Raw genomic sequence first — 18,102 nt, forward strand, 5'->3', positions numbered from 1 at the left:
ATATAATTAAAAGAACGGAGGGATTATTTTGTTGGAGGAAGTGTTACAGACTATCCAAGCATTACTGGCACAAGCGGACGCTTGCGCCAGTGGGAGGTTAGCTATTTATTGAAGAGGCAGCTTTTATTCGTTTATTTCTGTCTTTTCTTTTTTGTTATCTACTACGAAAATAGAAGCGATATAAGCTGTAAAAGTTCCAAAAAGTCCTACTCCTGCGGTCATTAAAAACATGGCAATTATTCTCCCCTCTGTTGTTACTGGATACCTGTCTCCGTAACCGACTGTTGTGATTGTAACGTAAGACCACCAAATGGCATCTTCTGCTGTTTTAATATTGCTGGTTGGTGTATTTTCAACTTGGAGAATAGCTATTGACGAAAAAATTATCAATAAAATCGCCAAAATTGTTGCAGAAGTAAATGCTCCTTGTGCTTTGCTTTTAAAAATATATGTTACAAAATGTTTTGTCGTGCGAAATGCTTTCAAAATGCGAAATAGTCGAATTAATCTAAAAATTCTTCCAAATCTCAAAAAATTTATCATTGGAATACTCGAAACTAAATCAATCCAGCCCCAACGCATAAACTTCAACTTATTATCAGCCTGATAAAACCTTATACAAAATTCGATAAAGAAGAATATGCAAATAGCGACATCGATATAATTCAAAAGTATAGAAGTTTCCTCCGATAATTTAAAAGTTGTATCAATAATCAGAGCGCCAAGAACATAAACGGAAAGAACAAGCACCGCTAAATTTAAGAACCCGAATTTATTTGTAGAATCTTCTTCCATTTCTATGCAGTTACGTTTATGTCTTCCGTTAATTTTTCAGTTGTAAGATTGGTTTCTCTTGCTAAACGATTTGCTTGATTTTTTTACTCACATTTAGGCTAATACCGGTGCAATTTTTATTCTTTTCCTTGAAGAACAACCCATAATTTATTTTTTTCCGAAGAATGTTTTTACCCTTAAAATCAGCTTATTTGTACTTTTTGTCTTTAAAATGTTTGTATTTGCAGTGTCTAGATTTGATATCTCAGCACCTTGTTCGATTGATTTTATAACAAAATTTTCTTTCATTTTATCAAATTGGTCATAATGCAAATCAAACATTTCTTGCAGTAAATCATTGCTTTCCGTTTCGGTTTGGGTAATCAAATTGTCTGCATATAAACGCTCTAATTGCTTGTTGATTATGGATTTAGTTTCCAATAATTTGTATTTGTAAAAGTCTCCTTCTCGAATTACGAAATACATTTTGAGGAATTCAAAGTTTTGTTTCTCGTTGTTGGTTATCACGTTGTCTTCCAATACAAAATTTGCATAAGCAATAAGTACGCCCAATAATTCAGGCTTGATTTTCTCAACTTTTCGTATCGAATGTTTCCTAAGAATATTCTGAATATTTTCTTTGCTTAATTTACCGTCAATGACTAACTCAACAATCTCACGGGTGTGTTTTTTTATATTCATTTTCGCAATCTCGGCGAATATTTTCTTCAAAGTTTGCCCGTCTTTAAAAGGTGTTTCGTTCATATTTTTTTGTTCTTTTCTCTTCTTCCAATAGAGTTTTCGTTCTTTTTTAGGATTGCCCAACACCCCAATTCCACTACCAAATATAAACATTTATCTTAATAAATCTATTGCCATTACCCATAAAAAAAGCGCCGCCCAAATAGGACGGCGTTGCTTAAAAAAACTTAATGTTTATAGATCCCTTTCCGGGCTATTGGCAGCTACGTCTTTTAGCTTTGCCTGTTTTTTCCTGAAATTGATGTTGAGCAGCTCCACGGCAAGGCTGAATGCCAGGCAGGAGTAGATAATGCTTTTGCTTACATGCTGGTGTATGCCTTCTGCTATCAGCAATACGCCTATCACTACCAGGAAGCTGAGCGCGAGCATCTGCAGGCTCGGGTGCTTGTTGATGATGCGGCTTACAGGGCCTGCAAACAGCATCATGATACCTATGGCAACCACTACCGCAATGATCATGATCAGCACATTGTCCACCAGGCCTACAGCGGTCAGTATGGAATCCAACGAGAATACCATATCAATCAAAATGATCTGGATAATTACTTTGATCAGCATATTGGCGCCGGCAGCTACAGCCTTCACTTCATGGTGCTCCTGCAACTGCATTTTGGAATGTATCTCCAGCGTGCTTTTTATGATCAGGAAAAGCCCGCCGACTATGAGAATAATGTCTTTCCAGGAGAACTGCATCGGCCCGTCCGTAAGCGGATCGCCGAACCAATCCAGCGTAAGTACCGGTTCCTTCAGGCCTATGATCCAGTTGATCATTAATAACAATACCACCCTGAACAGCATGGCAAAGAGCAGGCCTATATTCCTCGCTTTCTTTTGCTGGCTTTCCGGCAGTTTGTTGGAAAGGATCGATATAAAAATGATGTTGTCAACCCCGAGCACAATTTCAAGGAAAGCCAGGGTGAGCAGGCTTATCCAGATCCCGGGATCAGCAAAATTCGGGATGTGCAGGTTGGAGAACAAATCAATGAACAGCATGGTGGTAGTTTTAGTGGTTATGTTATTTGCGTAATGCAAAAATAAAAGAGACTATATAATTTAGTCTCTTTTATTGATATTTTTTTAGAAATAAATTTGTCCGCCCTCGGGGAACTTTAGGATAGAAGCATTAAAATACCGCATAAACTCACTCATCTGCCCTTCGTTGGTTTTGCCCCATGTTCTGAACTGTTCGGGAGACATCGAGGAGAATAGCCACCTGTTGTATGCATCGAAAATACCGGAACGAAGCATTTGCCTGTTTCTGTCAAATAAAGCAAACGGGAATTTTTGGTCTTTATTTTGCTGAAACCAGTCTACAATAAATTGCCCGCGCAATGCAGACAGCGTCTCTGCATTCACACCGCCGGCAACTACGGAAGCAAACTTGCGGTAGGAAGCAGCCACTTCTTTTTCAAATTCGTTGCGCCCGTTGCTGTACCGGTTAATATAGCTTGCGTTGGAGAAGAGCGTTTTGTATTGCTCCAGCAAAAGCGTTCTCATTTCAACGGTTCTTTGTGTTTTATTCTCCATGTTTACAAAAGTCTCTGCATTCAGAATAGATTTTAACGGGTTGAGATTTTTTGCAAACGCTTTGGCAAGGTAATAATAGTTGTTGCTGATATTCGGATCTATCTTTACACCTTTTTCCCAAACGGCAATGGCTTCACTGGCTTTATTGTTATCGGCATAAGTGGTTCCCAGCTCTGCATATAGGACTGCACTTTTAGGGAATTTGGCAATGCCTTCGCCATAGATGTTTTCACTTTCCTCGTATTTCTTATTGTTCCTGTAAGCAGAACCCAGTATCTGGTACACCTGCTCGTCTGCATCGTCTCTCTTTACCAGTTTATTGCCATGTTCAATTGCTTTGTCATAATCTCCTTTGGCATAGTTGTAATAAGCTATGTCTTTCAGCAGCACTATATTGCCCGGGGCAGACTGTTCTGCTTTAGTAAGTACATCTATTGCCTTGGCGTAGTCGCCTTTTCTTGCAAGTTCAAATGCCTGGTTCTTGGCTACATCTATATTTGTTTGTGCAGACAGCGATAACGTAGCGAATAAAGCAGGAATAAGGAATAACTTTTTCATGTGTGTATATTTAATTTTTTCTGTTTGCCACATGGAATAACCAGCTTTTTAGATTCATACTCATTCACGGTTGGTATAGATTCCTAATCTTTATGGTTATTTCATGTGTTAATATTTAATTTTTACTGTTTGCCACACGGAATAACCAAAACCTTAATTTTTATTATCATCCTCGGTTGGTATAGATTCCTAATCTTTATGATTATTTCATGTGTATATAATTTATTTGTTTTTCAGTTGTCACATGGAATAACCATTTTTTTAGATTCCATATTCATTCCGGTTGGTATAGATTCTTAATCTTTATGGCTATTTCATGTGTTAATATTTAATTTTTACTGTTTGCCACACGGAATAACCAAAACCTTAATTTTTATTATCATCCTCGGTTGGTAAAGATTCCTAATCTTTATGGTTATTTCATGTGTTAATATTTAATTTTTCTGTTTGCCACATGGAATAACCAAAATCTTAATCTTTATTATCATTCCCGGTTGGTATAGATTCTTAATCTTTATGGTTATTTCATGTGTTAATATTTAATTTTTTCTGTTTGCCACACGGAATAACCAAAACCTTAATTCTTTATTATCATTCCCGGTTGGTATAAATTCCTAATTTTTATGGTTATTTCATGTGTATATTTTTTATTTTTCTTTATGGTCACATGGAATAGCCTTTATTCATTCGCGGTTGGTATGCAACTTGGCTTATGGCTATTTCATGTGTTAATATTTAATTTTTTCTGTTTGCCACATGGAATAGCCTTTATTCATTAGCGGTTGGTATGCAACTTTACTATGGCTATTTCATGTGTTAATATTTAATTTTTCTGTTTGCCACACGGAATAACCAAAACCTTAATTCTTTATTATCATTCCCGGTTGGTATACATTCCTAATCTTTATGGTTATTTCATGTGTGTATATTTTATTTTTCTTTATTACAAGTTGCTTGCCATAAGCAGCTTGAAGCTTAATTGTTTAGTTGGCTTTTTTCTTCCGGTCGTTAAACATACTCATCAGTTCTGTGAACTTTACCACGCTGCTGACCGGCATAGCGTTGTAAAGAGATACCCGTAAGCCTCCTACAGTTCGATAACCTTTTACGCCTATCATGCCATGTTCTTTGCAAAGTTCCAAAAACTCATCTTCCCAGTTTTTATTTTCTATGGTAAAGGTTACATTCATCAGGCTGCGGTCTTCTTTGGCCGCTATAGGTGTAAATATGTCCAGCGAATCCAATGCAGCATACATCAGCTCGGCTCTTTGCTTTGTACGCTTCCACATTTCTTCCAGGCCACCTTCTTCTTTTATCCATTTTAAGGTAAGGTAAGAAACATATACCGCAAAAACCGGGGCAGTATTCAACAGCGAATCGGCTTCTATGTGTTTTCTGTAATCCATAATCGGCGGGATGTTCCTGTTAATCCTGCCTAAAATATTTTTATTGACAATTACCAGTGTAGTGCCGGCCGCACCGGCATTCTTTTGTGCGCCTGCGTACATGAGCGAGAACCTGCTGAAATCCAGCGGCCGGCTGAATATATCACTGCTCATATCGGCTACCAGCGGGGTTTGGCCTGTGCCCGGGATGGTGTGCCACTGCGTGCCTTCCACAGTATTGTTCGTGGTAATGTGTAAATAATTGACCGCGTCGGGAATTGCAAACACTTTTTCAATGTAGCTGTAATTTTTATCCTTTGTAGAAGACACTACATTTACATTTCCCCAGATCTCTGCTTCCTTAATGGCCTTAGTGCCCCATATGCCATTGTCGCAATAAGCAGCAGTATCACTTGCGCCCAGCAGGTTCATGGGCACCTGCATAAACTGTGTGGTAGCGCCTCCTTGTAAATACAACACTTCATAGTCGGGCCCAAGCTGCATCAGCTCTTTAGCCAGTTGGCGGGCTTCCTGTAAGGTATCTATAAATGCAGTTGTGCGGTGGCCTATTTCCAGTATGGATAGCCCCGTTTTTTTAAAATCAGTAATTGCCTCAGCGGCTTTTCTTAAAACATATTCAGGAAGAATGGAAGGCCCTGAATTAAAATTATACATCTGCATATAAAATTCTTTTAACTTATTGTTGTTCAGTAGACGATTCATTCATGCGCGCTATCAGTTCAAGCAGTTCTTCTTTGCCAGATTTTTTGGCAGAGCTTGTTACAATCACCTGCGGCAAAAATTGCGTGGAAGCCTTTAATTCTTCTAAAAAAGCATCTACATTTCTTTGTACAACACCAGGCTTCTCTTTATCTGCTTTGGTAAATACAAGGGTAAATGGCATTTCCCATTCGTATAGCTGGCTTAGAAATTCAAGGTCTATACGCTGGGGCTTGTGCCTGCTGTCTATCAGTACAAACAGGTTTACCAGGTTTTCGCGGTGCAAGAGATAATCTTCTATCATTTTGCTCCAGCTTTTCCGTTCTGTTTTTGCTTTTTTTGCATAGCCGTAGCCGGGCAAATCTACCAGGTACCACTGCAGCCTGCCCTGTTTGTTGCTGCCGCTTTCTATAAGAAAGTGGTTGATGAGCTGTGTCTTTCCGGGCGTTGCTGATGTTTTAGCAAGATTTTGCCGGTTGGTAATCAGGTTGATCAGCGAAGATTTGCCTACATTACTTCTACCGATAAATGCATATTCCGGCATGTCCGCAGGCGGACAATTTTTGTAGGAAGGGCTTGAAATAACGTATGTAGCGTTTTTAATGACCATAATTTTCGCAAAATTAAAGATAGGCTTTTAAAGAATAGCAGGCGGATATAATCCGCGCTGTGCATATTTAATTTTACAATATCGGTTTATCCACAGAAGCGCGCAGCTGCAACAGCGGCTGAAACAAAAAGCCACCGCAAAAACGGTGGCTCGGTTATTAATATTCATCTTCATTAAACATAAAATCTTCCTGGCTGGGATAGTCAGGCCAGATGTCTTCAATGCTTTCGTACACCTCACCTTCGTCTTCCAGTTCCTGCAGGTTTTCCACAACTTCTATGGGCGCTCCGGAGCGTATAGCATAGTCTATCAGTTCATCTTTGGTAGCAGGCCATGGAGCTTCCTCCAGGTAAGTTGCTAATTCTAAACTCCAAAACATATTATAATTTTTTTAAGGTTAGTAAATTTTCGGCAAATGTAGAGTTTCAGATTGAACTTAACAATACCCGGGATTAAATATTTGGTATAAAATCAAGTTTTTAAATCTTAAAACTTTACGTTTGCACTCTATAGTGCTAAATCAAAAATGATGCTAAAGGCTGTAAATATACACAAACGTTACACAGACCTGGAAGTTTTAAAGGGCGTTGATATAGAGATCAACCAGGGTGAGATTGTATCTATTGTCGGCTCTTCGGGGGCAGGCAAGAGTACTCTGCTCCACATACTGGGCACGCTTGATACGCCTGATAAAGGAGAGATCTACCTTGACGGCGCTTCGGTACACACGCTGAAAGGCAATAAACTTGCGGCTTTCAGGAATAAGAATATCGGTTTTATATTCCAGTTTCATCACCTGCTGCCGGAGTTTTCTGCGCTTGAAAACGTGTGCATTCCTGCATGGCTGGGGGGAAAGAAAAAAAGAGAAGCGGAGGAAGAGGCATGCCGGCTGCTGTCTATACTTGGCCTGGACGACCGTTTGGAAAATAAGCCCCATGCGCTCAGCGGCGGGGAACAGCAGCGCGTGGCAGTAGCCAGGGCGCTGATCAACAAGCCCTCTATTGTTTTTGCAGATGAGCCTACGGGAAACCTCGACAGCAGGAATGCCAGAGAACTGCATGAACTATTCTTGAGCCTTCGCGAAAAATTCAGCCAGACTTTTCTTATAGTTACCCACAACAAAGAGCTTGCAGACATGAGCGACCGCATTCTAACCATGAAGGATGGTATGATTGTGTGAGTAAATAAGCGGTGTAAATAATATTAAATTATCTGCTACAGGCAACCTTCCTGTACCGTAATGCATTTACCATTCAGAACCATATATTTTGAAGGCAGAAGATCTGATACGTGCATGTAAACAAAACGACAGGAAAGCACAACGTGTGTTTTTTGAACGCCATGTAAATATAATGCTAGCCATCTGTATCAGGTATGTAAAAAAATTCGAAGATGCCGAAGACGTGATGCTTACAGGGTTTCAAAAGTTTTTTGATAAGATCAATACATTTGAGTTCCGGGGCAATGGCAGTGAAAAAGCTTTTTTAAAAAAGATAATGGTAAATGAATGCCTGATGCTCTTAAGGCAGCAAAAGCATTTTTTATATCAGAATGAGATGCTGGATAATATAATTGATGCAGAAGCGACAAGCCTGGATAAACTTGCAGCAGATGATATTTTCAACTATATAGTGCAACTGCCGGCAGGGTACAGGACAGTTTTTAACTTATACGTGCTTGAAAATATGAGCCATAAGGAGATAGCCATCGAATTAAATATTTCTGAAGGAACTTCAAAGTCGCAGCTAAATAAAGCAAGAAAAGCATTACAGCAAATGATCGAAAAAGATTCTATAATAAACTTATAGTAGCCATGACAGAAAACGATAGAAATATCCGGACGAAACTGGAAGATTATCCGGTATACCAATACAATAAAAATGCCGGTTGGTACAGGCTTGAAAATATGCTTAGTCCCGGCAAGCGTAAATCTGCAAAGTGGTGGCACTACGCTGCTGCTGCGTGTCTGGGAGGCGCAATAATCTTTATGTATTTGAACAGGGAAAAAGAAAGCGCTGCACGTTTCGCAGGCAGTAACATACCGGGTGTTATAATCAATAAAGTTAAAACACAAACAACCGGGATTGCATCAGCAAAAAATTTTGCGTCAACCGGGCAAAAAGAAAATTTAAAAGAAAGCTACCTAAAGACAAGAGTTGCTAAAATAGCGGCAGCAGCGATACTGCCGGAAAATAAAGAACAGGTTATTGTTGAAGAGCAGCAGTCAATGCCGGTTGTCAGCGCCATCCAATACGAGACCGCGGCAGCTACACCTGCAAAAAGAAAAGTTGTTTATCTCAGTGATATTGAAAAAGTCCGGGAGTCAACATCATACCGCAACAAAGCTGCTCCAATTGTTTTCCGGTTCGGGAGCCAGCGCAGGCAGGAAGAGGTTGAAGAAGCCTATATAATCCAATCTAAAAGCGTCACAAACATTGCTATACCTTTATAACGCATATATGAACAAGCATTTATTTTTTATTACGGCACTGCTGTTAAGCTCAGTTATTTTAAAAGCACAGACACCCCAAACAGGTGTAAAGCTTGACTATGGAAAGGGTAATTATCTGCTCGTTCATACTGCAGCGCTATCAGATGTAGAAAAGATGGGCAGCATCAGCAGTATCATATCGCAGGTAAGCCGTCACTTAAACAGAATAAAAGACTCATTGCCGGGACTGCATGGCAAAACCGTAAACGTAAAATTATATGAAAACGCTAATGCATCATTAACCGTAAAGATAAACACACTTAAGGAGCAGTCATATTATATCAGCATTACTGAAGTGAGTGATTTAAAAACAGCGAAAGATACGCTCAATATTTTTCCGGAGATTGCAAGCGCTCACAATGATAACTTCCCATTAATACTTTCATTCGTCTTAAACGATGTAACTACATTAATGGAATACGATAATGCATATACTACCGAATTTATACAAAAGCTGATAAATGAATCCCAATCGTCAAATCCAAAAAAAATACGCAGGCAACAACAGGGAGGTGTGGTTACATCTGTCTTTTCAGTGAAAGACAATAAAGTTACGGGCAATCCATTCCGCTATCCTGTTTCAAGAAACCAGCTGGAAATGACTATTGGTGTAGCCGCCCAGAATTATAAGCATTATTTTACACCTGCCTTTTCCCTGAACCTATATTTTGTGCATGGTATAGGCGATGATAAACGGGGAACAAATGCATTTGGCATTTCCTGGGAACCCAATTATCTCTTTAAAACTGATCCAGAAGGTAAGCTGGCTGCTTACAGAAATGACTTTATAACGTTGAATTATAGAAAAAATTTCGGCGCCAGTTCCTCACACAACCCCGGTTATATATTGCCGGTTACTCTAGGGTACTTAATAAAAGGCCGAGGGGGTTTTATGCCTCAGAATACTTTTAAATTCGGTGTTGGAGGGTTAAAATATAAAGGGCTATCAGTACAACCTTATATGTATTTCAATGACTTTTTTAAAGGAGTAACTCCGGCTATTCAATTAGGCATTAGTATGTAGAGAGCAGTCTTACCAAGCGCAGTTCTTCTGCGCTTTTTGTTTTATTTATGACCATTGCATAAGTTTTCCTGTTAATTTTACCAAGAAATCCCTGGTGCCTTTGTGTCTCAGTAATAATAATCGTGACCGTTGTGAAGCCTTTATGGCGTATGCTTCCATTAGTGTTTAACCACAATGGGCACAGAAACACAAAGTTTACCAAGAGGGATCAAAAATTAAAAAACTACAGATCCAAAATTAGCAGATGCGTGCCGGCCTTTACTATATTATCTTCCTGTTGATGGCAACAAATGCTGCTGCACAAAGCAGCAACCTCATCATGGGCACTGTTGAAAGCCTCACCGGCGAACCTGTTGCCCACGCAGCAGTTTACAGTACCGGCGGACAAAAAACAATTACCGACTCAATGGGCATATTTTATTTGCCTGCTACAGGTGTGGCTGATTCTCTGTATGTGCTATACAACGGCATAAGGTCTGCAAAATATGCCGTACCAGCTAACAGGATCGTAAACATGGTTATCATTACCAAGCCTCAGGATATTTCTTCACGGGAAGAAGTGTTGAAAGATATTATTGTGGTCAATAAAAATCATTATCTCGACTCCCTGGCCAACCGGAGAGAATACGCAAAAATATTCAATGCAAAAAGTTCCGCAAGGTATTTTGTGGACTGGCTCACCAACCCGTTTAATATCGGCAACCTGTTTTATGCATTGCAGATCAAGAAAAACAACAAGAAGCAATTCTATAAAAACTTTGCCCTATCGCTTGAAGAAAATAATTATGTAAAAAGCAGGTTTACAAAGTCGCTGGTAACAACCTATACGGGCCTTACGGGCAGCGAGCGCGATGAATTTATGCGCCTGTACGAACCACCGTATGATGTAGCACTTTCAATGAATGAACTGGATATGGCCCAATACATCACCGTGTGCTTTAAGGAATACCAGGCGCGCAGCAACAAATAATTTTCAGTTTTTGAATTACCGCGCTAAAAACTATCTTTACAAAAAACAATTCTTTGCAGGCAACAGTATATAAATCCACCGGCAGCTGGTACATTGTAAAAGCCGATAACGGCGAGATCCTTAATGCCCGTATAAAAGGTGTTTTTAAGATTGACGGGATTACCTCAACCAACCCTATCGCCGTGGGCGATAAAGTAGCAATAGAAGCCGATACGGAAAGCGAAAGGAGCGTAGTGATCGTAAAGATCATTCCACGCAAAAACTACATTGCGCGCGCTTCTCCCCACAATAAAAACCAGCATCATATTGTAGCCTCTAACCTTGATCAGGCCTTACTGTTTGCTACTTTAAAAAATCCCAGGACATCGCCGGGGTTTATAGACCGCTTCCTGGTGACGGCCGAAGCCTATCACGTACCTGCTGTTATTATCTTTAATAAAACAGACCTGCATAAAAATAAGGAAGAGGAAAAGTTCGCAGAACTAAAGCGCATTTACAGCGATATAGGCTACAAAGTAGCAGGCATCAGCCTGGTGAATAATCAGGGGCTGGATGAAGTAAAAGATTTATTGCACAATAAAACCACCCTCATCAGTGGACACAGCGGTGTTGGCAAGTCTACCTTCATCAATAGCATACTTCCTGAAAAAAACCTGAAAACCCGTGAAGTCAGCGGATGGAGCGGCAAGGGTATGCATACCACCACATTTGCAGAAATGTTTGACCTGGCTGAAGGCGGCGCCATTATAGATACGCCGGGCATTAGGGAGTTTGCGCTGGCGGATATGCCCAAGGCTGAGTTGTCGCATTATTTTCCTGAAATGCGCGCAGTTTTACCGGAGTGTAAATTCAACAATTGCCTGCATGTAAATGAGCCTGATTGTGCCGTTAAAAACGCGGTGATGCATACAGGCAGGGTTTCGCCGGGTCGCTATATAAGCTACATCAATATTCTTGATACACTTTAATTCAGCGGTGATGATAATGAGCGATATCGTGCGGGTAAATTAAAAATCCTGACCTCTTTACAGAAATCAGGATTCTACAACTTTTAAACCTTTCCTTTGTAGAGCGTACGGGACTCGAACCCGTGTTTCCTCCGTGAAAGGGAGGTGTCTTAACCTCTTGACCAACGCTCCATTTTTTGATGGATTGCAAAGGTAAATATTTTTTTCTCATTCACCCAAATTTTAAACAAGAAATGTTTATAAAAATTTGGGATACATCTGTTAAGCAAAATGGCAGGTTCTTCAATGCCATTGGGGAGCCACAAAAAGAGGCAGAATGCAACATGAAATAACCATAAAGATTAGGAATCTATACCAACCGGGAATGAATAAGGCTTTTAATGTGGCCATTAAAAGCCATCCGCAAAAGCAGCATACAAAAAATCACACATCAATATTTTAACAGCAAAAAACTAACGAATATGCAAAAGTTTAGTTTTTTATGTCATAAATCATATTCCGTAAGCTAATATATTGTAACTTTGCATCAGAATAAATTAAAAATAAAATTAAAATACTATGAGCGTAAAAGTTGCTATCAACGGTTTTGGCCGTATCGGACGTTTGGTATATCGTGAAATATACAACATGGAAGGCATTGACGTGGTTGCTATCAATGACCTTACTGACCCTAAAACTTTGGCACATCTTTTAAAATACGACAGCGCACAAGGTCGTTTTAACCAGGATGTACAACATACAGAATCTTCTATTATTGTAGATGGCGATGAGGTAAATATCTATGCTCACAGAGACCCTGCAACTATTCCCTGGAAAGAACATGATGTAGACGTGGTTGTGGAATGTACAGGTTTCTTCGCAGATAAAACAAAAGCAGAAGCACACTTACAGGCAGGCGCTAAAAGAGTTGTGATCTCTGCTCCTGCTACAGGTGATCTGAAAACAATCGTGTACAACGTAAACCATGATATTCTTGATGGCTCTGAAACTGTTATCAGCGGCGCATCCTGCACTACCAACTGTTTGGCTCCAATGGCCAAAGCATTGAACGATGCTTATACAATTGAAGCAGGCAGCATGACTACCATTCACGCTTACACCAACGACCAGAATACTTTAGACGCTCCGCACGCCAAAGGCGACCTTCGCCGCGCACGTGCAGCAGCGCAGAATATAGTGCCTAACTCTACAGGCGCAGCTAAAGCAATAGGCCTGGTAATCCCTGAGCTGAAAGGTAAATTAGACGGTGGCGCACAACGCGTACCTGTGATCACAGGTTCTGTAACAGAATTGGTTGCAGTGTTGGCAAAGCAAACAACCAAAGAAGAAGTTAATGCTACTATGAAAGCAGCTTCAAACGAGAGCTTCGGTTATACAGAAGATGAGTTGGTGAGCAGCGATATCATTGGTATTAAATATGGTTCTTTGTTTGATGCTACGCAAACTAAAGTGATCACTGTGGGCGACAAACAAGTTGTAAAAGTTGTTTCCTGGTACGATAATGAAATGAGCTACACTGCACAGTTAGTAAGAACAATCAAGCATTTTGCTGAATTGATCTCTAAATAATTTTTGCAACAACAATAGTATAGGCAGCATCTACGGGTGCTGCTTTTTTGTTGCCCTGATCATTTCTCTTTTTCCATTTGCACCGGGCAAAGACTCTACAACAAAATTCAGTTGCCTTAAAATTCTTTTCACGGCTCCTTTAGCGCAATAGGTAACCAGTAAAGCATCATCATTCATCATATCACTTACACACTGCAAGGCCTGTTCAGTCCACATTTCAGGCTGTACCGCAGGAGAGAAAGCATCGTAGAATACGATGTCTGTACCGGGCCTGTCGTGATAGTTTTGTAAACTCTTTTCATAGCAGGTAAATGTAAACCTGTCGCCAAGCGATACAGGAATATTTTTTGCAGCGTGCAAACGCAAAAATACCTGCTGTAAATCTGCAGGCAGTTGTAATTGGCGGCTGAAAGCAAGCAGCTGATTGTGCGGCACAGGAAAAGGTTCAAGGCAGAGATATTGTATATGCAGGTTGTTTGCTATGGCAAAGCTGTAAGCGAGTAAAGCATTCAACCCGGTGCCAAAGCCCACTTCAAACAAAACTATTTGACTCTTCCGGCGTGCAGCTTCAGCCAGGCCTGTACGGATAAATACATGCTGAGACTCGCTCAGGGCGCCGTTTACAGAGTGATAGGTTTGATTATAGTGTGTATGAAAAAGCGTGGGTGAGCCGTCTTTGGTCATCCGGATCTGGTGTTGAGTTGGCATCTTGATAAAACATTAGTACTTAAATTTACATTGTTTCATCGATATGCTATTGGAAAACCCAACCATCACAACTTAAAACAGGCTTGGAGGCTGATCTGTTGATTGCAATGCTTTTTTATAGGCAAGTAATGCCCTGTCTCTTGCAAAACGGTGTTCAACAATTGGTTCCGGATAATCATTTGTTCCGAATTCAGGCAGCCATTTTTTGATATATGCTAAATTCTTATCAAATTTTTCCGTTTGCAGCGCCGGGTTAAAAACCCGGAAGTAAGGCGCAGCATCGCAGCCGCAACCTGCTGCCCATTGCCAGTTGCCGTTGTTGGCAGACAAATCGTAATCGTTGAGTTTCTGGGCAAAATACGCTTCGCCCCATCGCCAATCTATCAGCAAATGCTTGCAAAGAAAACTCGCAACAATCATGCGTACGCGGTTGTGCATATAGCCTGTTTTATTCAGCTGACGCATGCCGGCATCTACAATCGGATAGCCCGTTTTACCTTCGCACCACCATTTAAATTCCTGCTCATTGTTTCGCCATTGAATGAAATCGTATTTCGCCTTAAAAGACTGATTTGCCACTTTGGGGAAATGATACAAAATCTGCATAAAAAATTCACGCCAGATTAATTCGTTCAGCCAGGTTTGATTGTGTTGCAAAGCAAAAGCCACAGTTTTGCGAACGCTTATTGTGCCAAACCGCAAAGCAATGCCTAATTGTGTGGTGCGTTGCAGCGCAGGAAAGTCTCTGTATTGATGGTATTCATCAATGATTTTAGCATCTAATTCCGGCGTTTCAAAATGAATACCGGTTTGCTTAAATCCAATTGCTTCCTGGGAATGTATTTCAGCAAAATCTTGTTTTAAAAATTTAGAAAAATCTGCGCGGTGAGGCTTATAATCTTTTTCGGCCAGCAACGCTTTCCATTTTTTGGAATAAGGCGTATAAACCGTATAAGGTGCAGCATCATTTTTTACAATGTCGGTTTTATGAAAAATAACCTGGTCTTTAAAAACCCTGAACGCTATATTTTGCTCTTTGCAATATTGACAGATTTCCGTATCTCTTTTTATTGCTTGCGGTTCATAATCCTGGTTGCAATAAACAGCTTCAATAGCATATGTTTCTGCCAGATTTTTAAAAACATTCAATGGTTTTCCATAGAAGGTGTTCAGTGTTGAAGCGAAAGTTTTTAATTCCTTGTTTATTTTCACAAGCGCCTGATGAATATAATCTAATCTTCTATCGGATGTATCTTCTAATTTTTCTAAAATATCTGTATCAAATATAAAGAGGGGAAGAACAGGAGTTTGGTTAGAAAGCGCTTGAGAAAGTCCAACATTATCTTCCAGGCGCAAATCGCGCCGGAACCAAAATATGGAAATCTTACTTCTCATTTAACGAGAATTTTTTTGTTTTAAAAAATTGAATAAGAATATTGACTAAAATGAAAGCAGCAAAAATGATTGCGCCCAGATAGACGGTGTTGTTTACTTCTTTATTGGCTACTGCAATTGCTATTAATGCCCAAACAGCAACAATTCCGAAAGCAGGCATATTGCGTTTATAAATCATAAACAAGTGGATAGCAGCCGTTGCTATAAACATGATGATTGCCCAGGATGTTTCCGAAATTCCAAAGCCATTCCATTGAATTTTTTTAAGAAATGCAGCTATATTGGCTACCAATGCTACAGATACCCAGCCTGAATAGATATAAAAAGGCAGCTTAAGAAAAACATTGGTTGCAATAGTTGTTTTTTGAAATGCCATTTTTGTATTTACAATTATTTTGAGTAAAGCAATGAATAAAACAACCATAATAGGAATGGTTAGAAGTACATAATCGTACAACCAGGTAATTACCCATAAACTATTACACACACAGGAAATAATAAACCACCATTCGATTTGCAAAATCGTATTATCCTTGGCCGGTGAGCTTTTCACCAAAGGCCCATAATAAATTACAAAACCCAAAAGGCTTAAATATATAAGCCCCCAAATAGAAAAAGCATAACCGGCAGGGGTAAACAAGTTCTGGTACCTGGCAGACACTGTTGCCATTGTTTCGCCGTTAAAAACACCAGTATTGGATAAGTAGCTGACAACTATAGTTGCAACCAGAGCAACTGCATTTAAAATTTTAAAAGACTTTTGCATGTGTATATATTTTACTTTTTCTTTATGGTCACATGGAATTCATCGGCGCTTGTATGCTGCATTCTTATAGCTCACTTTATATATTATTTGTTTTCCAGTTCGGGATCGTAAGCTGCTAATGAATGGTTGACGGACTCATTTTCATAATTTTTTTGTTTTTGAAATTTTTTAAAGAAATAAATTACCAAAAGAAATTGAGAATAACCGTAAACGGCATCTTCAATAGGAATGGTAAACATTCTTATTCCTAAAAAATCTTTTGGATTATAATTTACGATCGGGTTTTCCAAAAAGCTGCCGGTTAAAATCCCGTTGACCGGGAAAAAGCCAAGCATTAGGAGCGTAAAAACTGCCGATGCTTTTGTAAGCCATGCTGCCTTAGCTATAAAATGCAAATAGATCAAAGTCAGTATTGTTACTATTGCTGTAATCAGCGTGTAAATTTTATCTGTATTCAGCAGCCCAGCCACAGATAAAACAATAATGCTTACAAACGCCAATAAATTATTAAATGCACTCAGAACTTCCCATCTGTAGTACTTATCAATTGTATAATAGGTAAAGATGCAAGAGAATGGTATAAAAATAAAAAACAGCATTTCTTCCAAAGGCAATCCTGCTATCACTATACCAAGCGTATAGTTTGTGTTGAACCACCATACACCGCGGGCAGTAAACCATACATCCCATGCGATAAAAGGAATGGCAACAAGAACAGCAGCCTTTAAAAACGAGCCAAAGTGTTTGTGGAATTTAATTCTCCTGTCAAAAGATGCAATAAAGCATATGATGACCGTAAAAAACAATATCAGTGAATAGGTATATGCCATCATTTTTTATGAGATTTAAAATACATTCTGAAATACTTAAAAGGCACATACAAAAAACCGAAACACTCACCTTCTTCTTTTCCTAAATGCTTATGATGCTGTTTGTGCGCTCTTCTAAGTGCCAAAAAATAGCGGCTGTTGGTGTGCTTAAAATATTTAATCCTTTGATGAATAAAAATATCGTGTACAAAAAAATAAGCCATTCCGTATAGCATGATACCCAAACCTATAAAAAACAAATAATTATAATTTTGCAATGAGCCGAAATACATCAAAGCAATTGTAGGCAAAGCAAATATCACGAAAAAATAATCGTTCTTTTCAAATGCACCTTCATTGCTATGGTCGTGATGGTCTTTGTGTAAAACCCAAAGAAAGCCATGCATTACATATTTATGTATCACCCAGGTTGCACCTTCCATCAATATAAAAACGAGCAATGTTATTAAAATGTTCATGTGTATATTTTTTATTTTTTTCTGTATGGTCAAATGGAATTACTTCCTGTGAACTTCGTTGCGCTATATATTCATCCTCAGTTGGTATGCAGCACTCTTATGGCTATTTTATATTACTGATTTACTTGGTTGAATTTTTTTTCTAAAACATGGTAACGGTAATTAAAGATACCTTCTAATTTTTTTCTTAAAAATAGGCTATGTGCAATTGTTCCCAAAACGCCCAAAGGTAGTTGATAATCTACCGTATCTTTCATTAAAACGCCTTTTTCATTAGCGATAAATTCATGATGATGATTCCATAATTTGTATGGACCTTTTTCCTGAAAATCTGTAAAGCTTTTATTGGGCATTACTTCTGTTATCCTGGTTTTCCATTTTAGCGGTATTCCAAGTAACGGCGATACGGTATAATCAATGATCATTCCCACAAATATTTTTTCAGCTTTATAGTCTGTCAACACCGTAAAGGCCATATCTGTTGGCGTTATTTCCGGCAGGTTCATGGGCGAAGAGAAGAAATCCCATGCAGTTTGTATATCGCAATGCAGCTGCTGCTCTCTATATAATGTATGTTTCATAGAATA

20 protein-coding genes and 1 tRNA gene are annotated in these 18,102 nt (G+C 39.2%); 7 read left to right on the plus strand and 14 right to left on the minus strand.

Features of this window, described 5'->3' with window-relative positions; genetic code table 11:
• Positions 1–123: 123 nt before the first annotated feature.
• The 7 genes from OD355_RS11945 to OD355_RS11975 form a co-directional block, all read right to left on the minus strand.
• Positions 124–795 (minus strand): ion transporter, encoded by a 672-nt coding sequence (locus tag OD355_RS11945; protein ID WP_263038719.1) that lies wholly within the window; start codon positions 793–795, stop codon positions 124–126.
• A 147-nt stretch (positions 796–942) separates the two neighbouring features.
• Positions 943–1,629 (minus strand): hypothetical protein, encoded by a 687-nt coding sequence (locus OD355_RS11950; RefSeq protein ID WP_263038720.1) that lies wholly within the window; start codon positions 1,627–1,629, stop codon positions 943–945.
• 81 nt (positions 1,630–1,710) lie between these two features.
• Complete coding sequence (locus OD355_RS11955) at positions 1,711–2,529, minus strand: TerC family protein (protein WP_263038721.1); 819 nt, start codon at positions 2,527–2,529, stop codon at positions 1,711–1,713.
• A gap of 84 nt (positions 2,530–2,613) precedes the next feature.
• The gene (locus OD355_RS11960) at positions 2,614–3,621 is read right to left on the minus strand and encodes a tetratricopeptide repeat protein (RefSeq protein WP_263038722.1); all 1,008 of its coding nucleotides are present in this window, start codon (positions 3,619–3,621) and stop codon (positions 2,614–2,616) included.
• A 983-nt stretch (positions 3,622–4,604) separates the two neighbouring features.
• Positions 4,605–5,729: a 3-phosphoserine/phosphohydroxythreonine transaminase gene (gene serC, locus OD355_RS11965; RefSeq protein ID WP_263038723.1), complete on the minus strand. Its 1,125-nt coding sequence runs from the start codon at positions 5,727–5,729 to the stop codon at positions 4,605–4,607.
• Complete coding sequence (gene yihA / locus OD355_RS11970) at positions 5,704–6,336, minus strand: ribosome biogenesis GTP-binding protein YihA/YsxC (RefSeq protein WP_263038724.1); 633 nt, start codon at positions 6,334–6,336, stop codon at positions 5,704–5,706. The genes serC and yihA overlap by 26 nt, the downstream gene beginning before the upstream one ends.
• 157 nt (positions 6,337–6,493) lie before the next feature.
• Complete coding sequence (locus OD355_RS11975) at positions 6,494–6,715, minus strand: DUF2795 domain-containing protein (protein ID WP_263038725.1); 222 nt, start codon at positions 6,713–6,715, stop codon at positions 6,494–6,496.
• A 150-nt stretch (positions 6,716–6,865) separates the two neighbouring features.
• Here OD355_RS11975 and OD355_RS11980 point away from each other — a divergent pair, with 150 nt between their 5' ends.
• The 6 genes from OD355_RS11980 to rsgA all read left to right on the plus strand — a co-directional run bounded on the left by OD355_RS11980 (position 6,866) and on the right by rsgA (position 11,789).
• Complete coding sequence (locus tag OD355_RS11980; protein ID WP_263038726.1) at positions 6,866–7,516, plus strand: ABC transporter ATP-binding protein; 651 nt, start codon at positions 6,866–6,868, stop codon at positions 7,514–7,516.
• 88 nt (positions 7,517–7,604) lie between these two features.
• Complete coding sequence (locus tag OD355_RS11985) at positions 7,605–8,144, plus strand: RNA polymerase sigma factor (RefSeq protein WP_263038727.1); 540 nt, start codon at positions 7,605–7,607, stop codon at positions 8,142–8,144.
• Positions 8,145–8,149: 5 nt separating this feature from the next.
• Positions 8,150–8,788 carry a hypothetical protein gene (locus tag OD355_RS11990; RefSeq protein ID WP_263038728.1) on the plus strand — a complete coding sequence of 213 codons (639 nt, stop codon included), beginning with the start codon at positions 8,150–8,152 and terminating at the stop codon, positions 8,786–8,788.
• Positions 8,789–8,795: 7 nt separating this feature from the next.
• On the plus strand, positions 8,796–9,851 hold the full coding sequence (locus OD355_RS11995; protein WP_263038729.1) for a hypothetical protein: 1,056 nt from the start codon (positions 8,796–8,798) through the stop codon (positions 9,849–9,851).
• 244 nt (positions 9,852–10,095) lie between these two features.
• On the plus strand, positions 10,096–10,821 hold the full coding sequence (locus tag OD355_RS12000; protein ID WP_263038730.1) for a hypothetical protein: 726 nt from the start codon (positions 10,096–10,098) through the stop codon (positions 10,819–10,821).
• Between the two features lie 53 nt (positions 10,822–10,874).
• The gene (rsgA, locus tag OD355_RS12005; protein WP_263038731.1) at positions 10,875–11,789 is read left to right on the plus strand and encodes a ribosome small subunit-dependent GTPase A; all 915 of its coding nucleotides are present in this window, start codon (positions 10,875–10,877) and stop codon (positions 11,787–11,789) included.
• 99 nt (positions 11,790–11,888) lie between these two features.
• On the opposite strand, the gene OD355_RS12010 is transcribed toward rsgA, so the two are convergent.
• Positions 11,889–11,960 (minus strand) — tRNA-Glu (locus OD355_RS12010).
• A 387-nt stretch (positions 11,961–12,347) separates the two neighbouring features.
• Between OD355_RS12010 and gap the strand changes: the two genes are divergently transcribed.
• Positions 12,348–13,358 carry a type I glyceraldehyde-3-phosphate dehydrogenase gene (gap, locus tag OD355_RS12015; protein WP_263038732.1) on the plus strand — a complete coding sequence of 337 codons (1,011 nt, stop codon included), beginning with the start codon at positions 12,348–12,350 and terminating at the stop codon, positions 13,356–13,358.
• A 30-nt stretch (positions 13,359–13,388) separates the two neighbouring features.
• Here gap and mnmD read toward each other — a convergent pair whose 3' ends face one another.
• From mnmD to OD355_RS12045, 6 genes are all read right to left on the minus strand, one after another.
• On the minus strand, positions 13,389–14,066 hold the full coding sequence (mnmD, locus tag OD355_RS12020) for a tRNA (5-methylaminomethyl-2-thiouridine)(34)-methyltransferase MnmD (protein ID WP_263038733.1): 678 nt from the start codon (positions 14,064–14,066) through the stop codon (positions 13,389–13,391).
• Positions 14,067–14,138: 72 nt separating this feature from the next.
• Entirely contained in the window at positions 14,139–15,461 is a 1,323-nt protein-coding gene (locus tag OD355_RS12025; protein ID WP_263038734.1) for a cryptochrome/photolyase family protein, read from the minus strand.
• Entirely contained in the window at positions 15,451–16,227 is a 777-nt protein-coding gene (locus OD355_RS12030; RefSeq protein WP_263038735.1) for a hypothetical protein, read from the minus strand. Before OD355_RS12030 ends, OD355_RS12025 begins: the two co-directional genes overlap by 11 nt.
• Positions 16,228–16,310: 83 nt before the next feature.
• Positions 16,311–17,060, minus strand: a complete 750-nt coding sequence (locus OD355_RS12035) for a lycopene cyclase domain-containing protein (protein ID WP_263038736.1) — start codon at positions 17,058–17,060, stop codon at positions 16,311–16,313.
• A complete protein-coding gene (locus OD355_RS12040; RefSeq protein ID WP_263038737.1) occupies positions 17,057–17,515 on the minus strand; it encodes a sterol desaturase family protein in 459 nt (152 codons plus the stop codon). Before OD355_RS12040 ends, OD355_RS12035 begins: the two co-directional genes overlap by 4 nt.
• Before the next feature lie 113 nt (positions 17,516–17,628).
• Positions 17,629–18,096, minus strand: coding sequence for an SRPBCC family protein (locus tag OD355_RS12045; protein ID WP_263038738.1), 468 nt, complete (start codon positions 18,094–18,096; stop codon positions 17,629–17,631).
• Positions 18,097–18,102 lie beyond the last annotated feature (6 nt).

The sequence above is a fragment of the Haoranjiania flava genome (assembly GCF_025631005.1).
GTDB classification, from domain to species: domain Bacteria; phylum Bacteroidota; class Bacteroidia; order Chitinophagales; family Chitinophagaceae; genus Haoranjiania; species Haoranjiania flava.

Bases quoted from the DNA above. Each gene is read 5' to 3' on its own strand.
- OD355_RS11945 (WP_263038719.1), bottom strand. From the start codon at position 795: ATGGAAGAAGATTCTACAAATAAATTCGGGTTCTTAAATTTAGCGGTG.
- OD355_RS11950 (WP_263038720.1), bottom strand. From the start codon at position 1,629: ATGTTTATATTTGGTAGTGGAATTGGGGTGTTGGGCAATCCTAAAAAA.
- OD355_RS11955 (WP_263038721.1), bottom strand. From the start codon at position 2,529: ATGCTGTTCATTGATTTGTTCTCCAACCTGCACATCCCGAATTTTGCT.
- OD355_RS11960 (WP_263038722.1), bottom strand. From the start codon at position 3,621: ATGAAAAAGTTATTCCTTATTCCTGCTTTATTCGCTACGTTATCGCTG.
- serC (WP_263038723.1), bottom strand. From the start codon at position 5,729: ATGAATCGTCTACTGAACAACAATAAGTTAAAAGAATTTTATATGCAG.
- yihA (WP_263038724.1), bottom strand. From the start codon at position 6,336: ATGGTCATTAAAAACGCTACATACGTTATTTCAAGCCCTTCCTACAAA.
- OD355_RS11975 (WP_263038725.1), bottom strand. From the start codon at position 6,715: ATGTTTTGGAGTTTAGAATTAGCAACTTACCTGGAGGAAGCTCCATGG.
- OD355_RS11980 (WP_263038726.1), top strand. From the start codon at position 6,866: ATGCTAAAGGCTGTAAATATACACAAACGTTACACAGACCTGGAAGTT.
- OD355_RS11990 (WP_263038728.1), top strand. From the start codon at position 8,150: ATGACAGAAAACGATAGAAATATCCGGACGAAACTGGAAGATTATCCG.
- OD355_RS11995 (WP_263038729.1), top strand. From the start codon at position 8,796: ATGAACAAGCATTTATTTTTTATTACGGCACTGCTGTTAAGCTCAGTT.
- OD355_RS12000 (WP_263038730.1), top strand. From the start codon at position 10,096: ATGCGTGCCGGCCTTTACTATATTATCTTCCTGTTGATGGCAACAAAT.
- gap (WP_263038732.1), top strand. From the start codon at position 12,348: ATGAGCGTAAAAGTTGCTATCAACGGTTTTGGCCGTATCGGACGTTTG.
- mnmD (WP_263038733.1), bottom strand. From the start codon at position 14,066: ATGCCAACTCAACACCAGATCCGGATGACCAAAGACGGCTCACCCACG.
- OD355_RS12025 (WP_263038734.1), bottom strand. From the start codon at position 15,461: ATGAGAAGTAAGATTTCCATATTTTGGTTCCGGCGCGATTTGCGCCTG.
- OD355_RS12030 (WP_263038735.1), bottom strand. From the start codon at position 16,227: ATGCAAAAGTCTTTTAAAATTTTAAATGCAGTTGCTCTGGTTGCAACT.
- OD355_RS12035 (WP_263038736.1), bottom strand. From the start codon at position 17,060: ATGATGGCATATACCTATTCACTGATATTGTTTTTTACGGTCATCATA.
- OD355_RS12040 (WP_263038737.1), bottom strand. From the start codon at position 17,515: ATGAACATTTTAATAACATTGCTCGTTTTTATATTGATGGAAGGTGCA.
- OD355_RS12045 (WP_263038738.1), bottom strand. From the start codon at position 18,096: ATGAAACATACATTATATAGAGAGCAGCAGCTGCATTGCGATATACAA.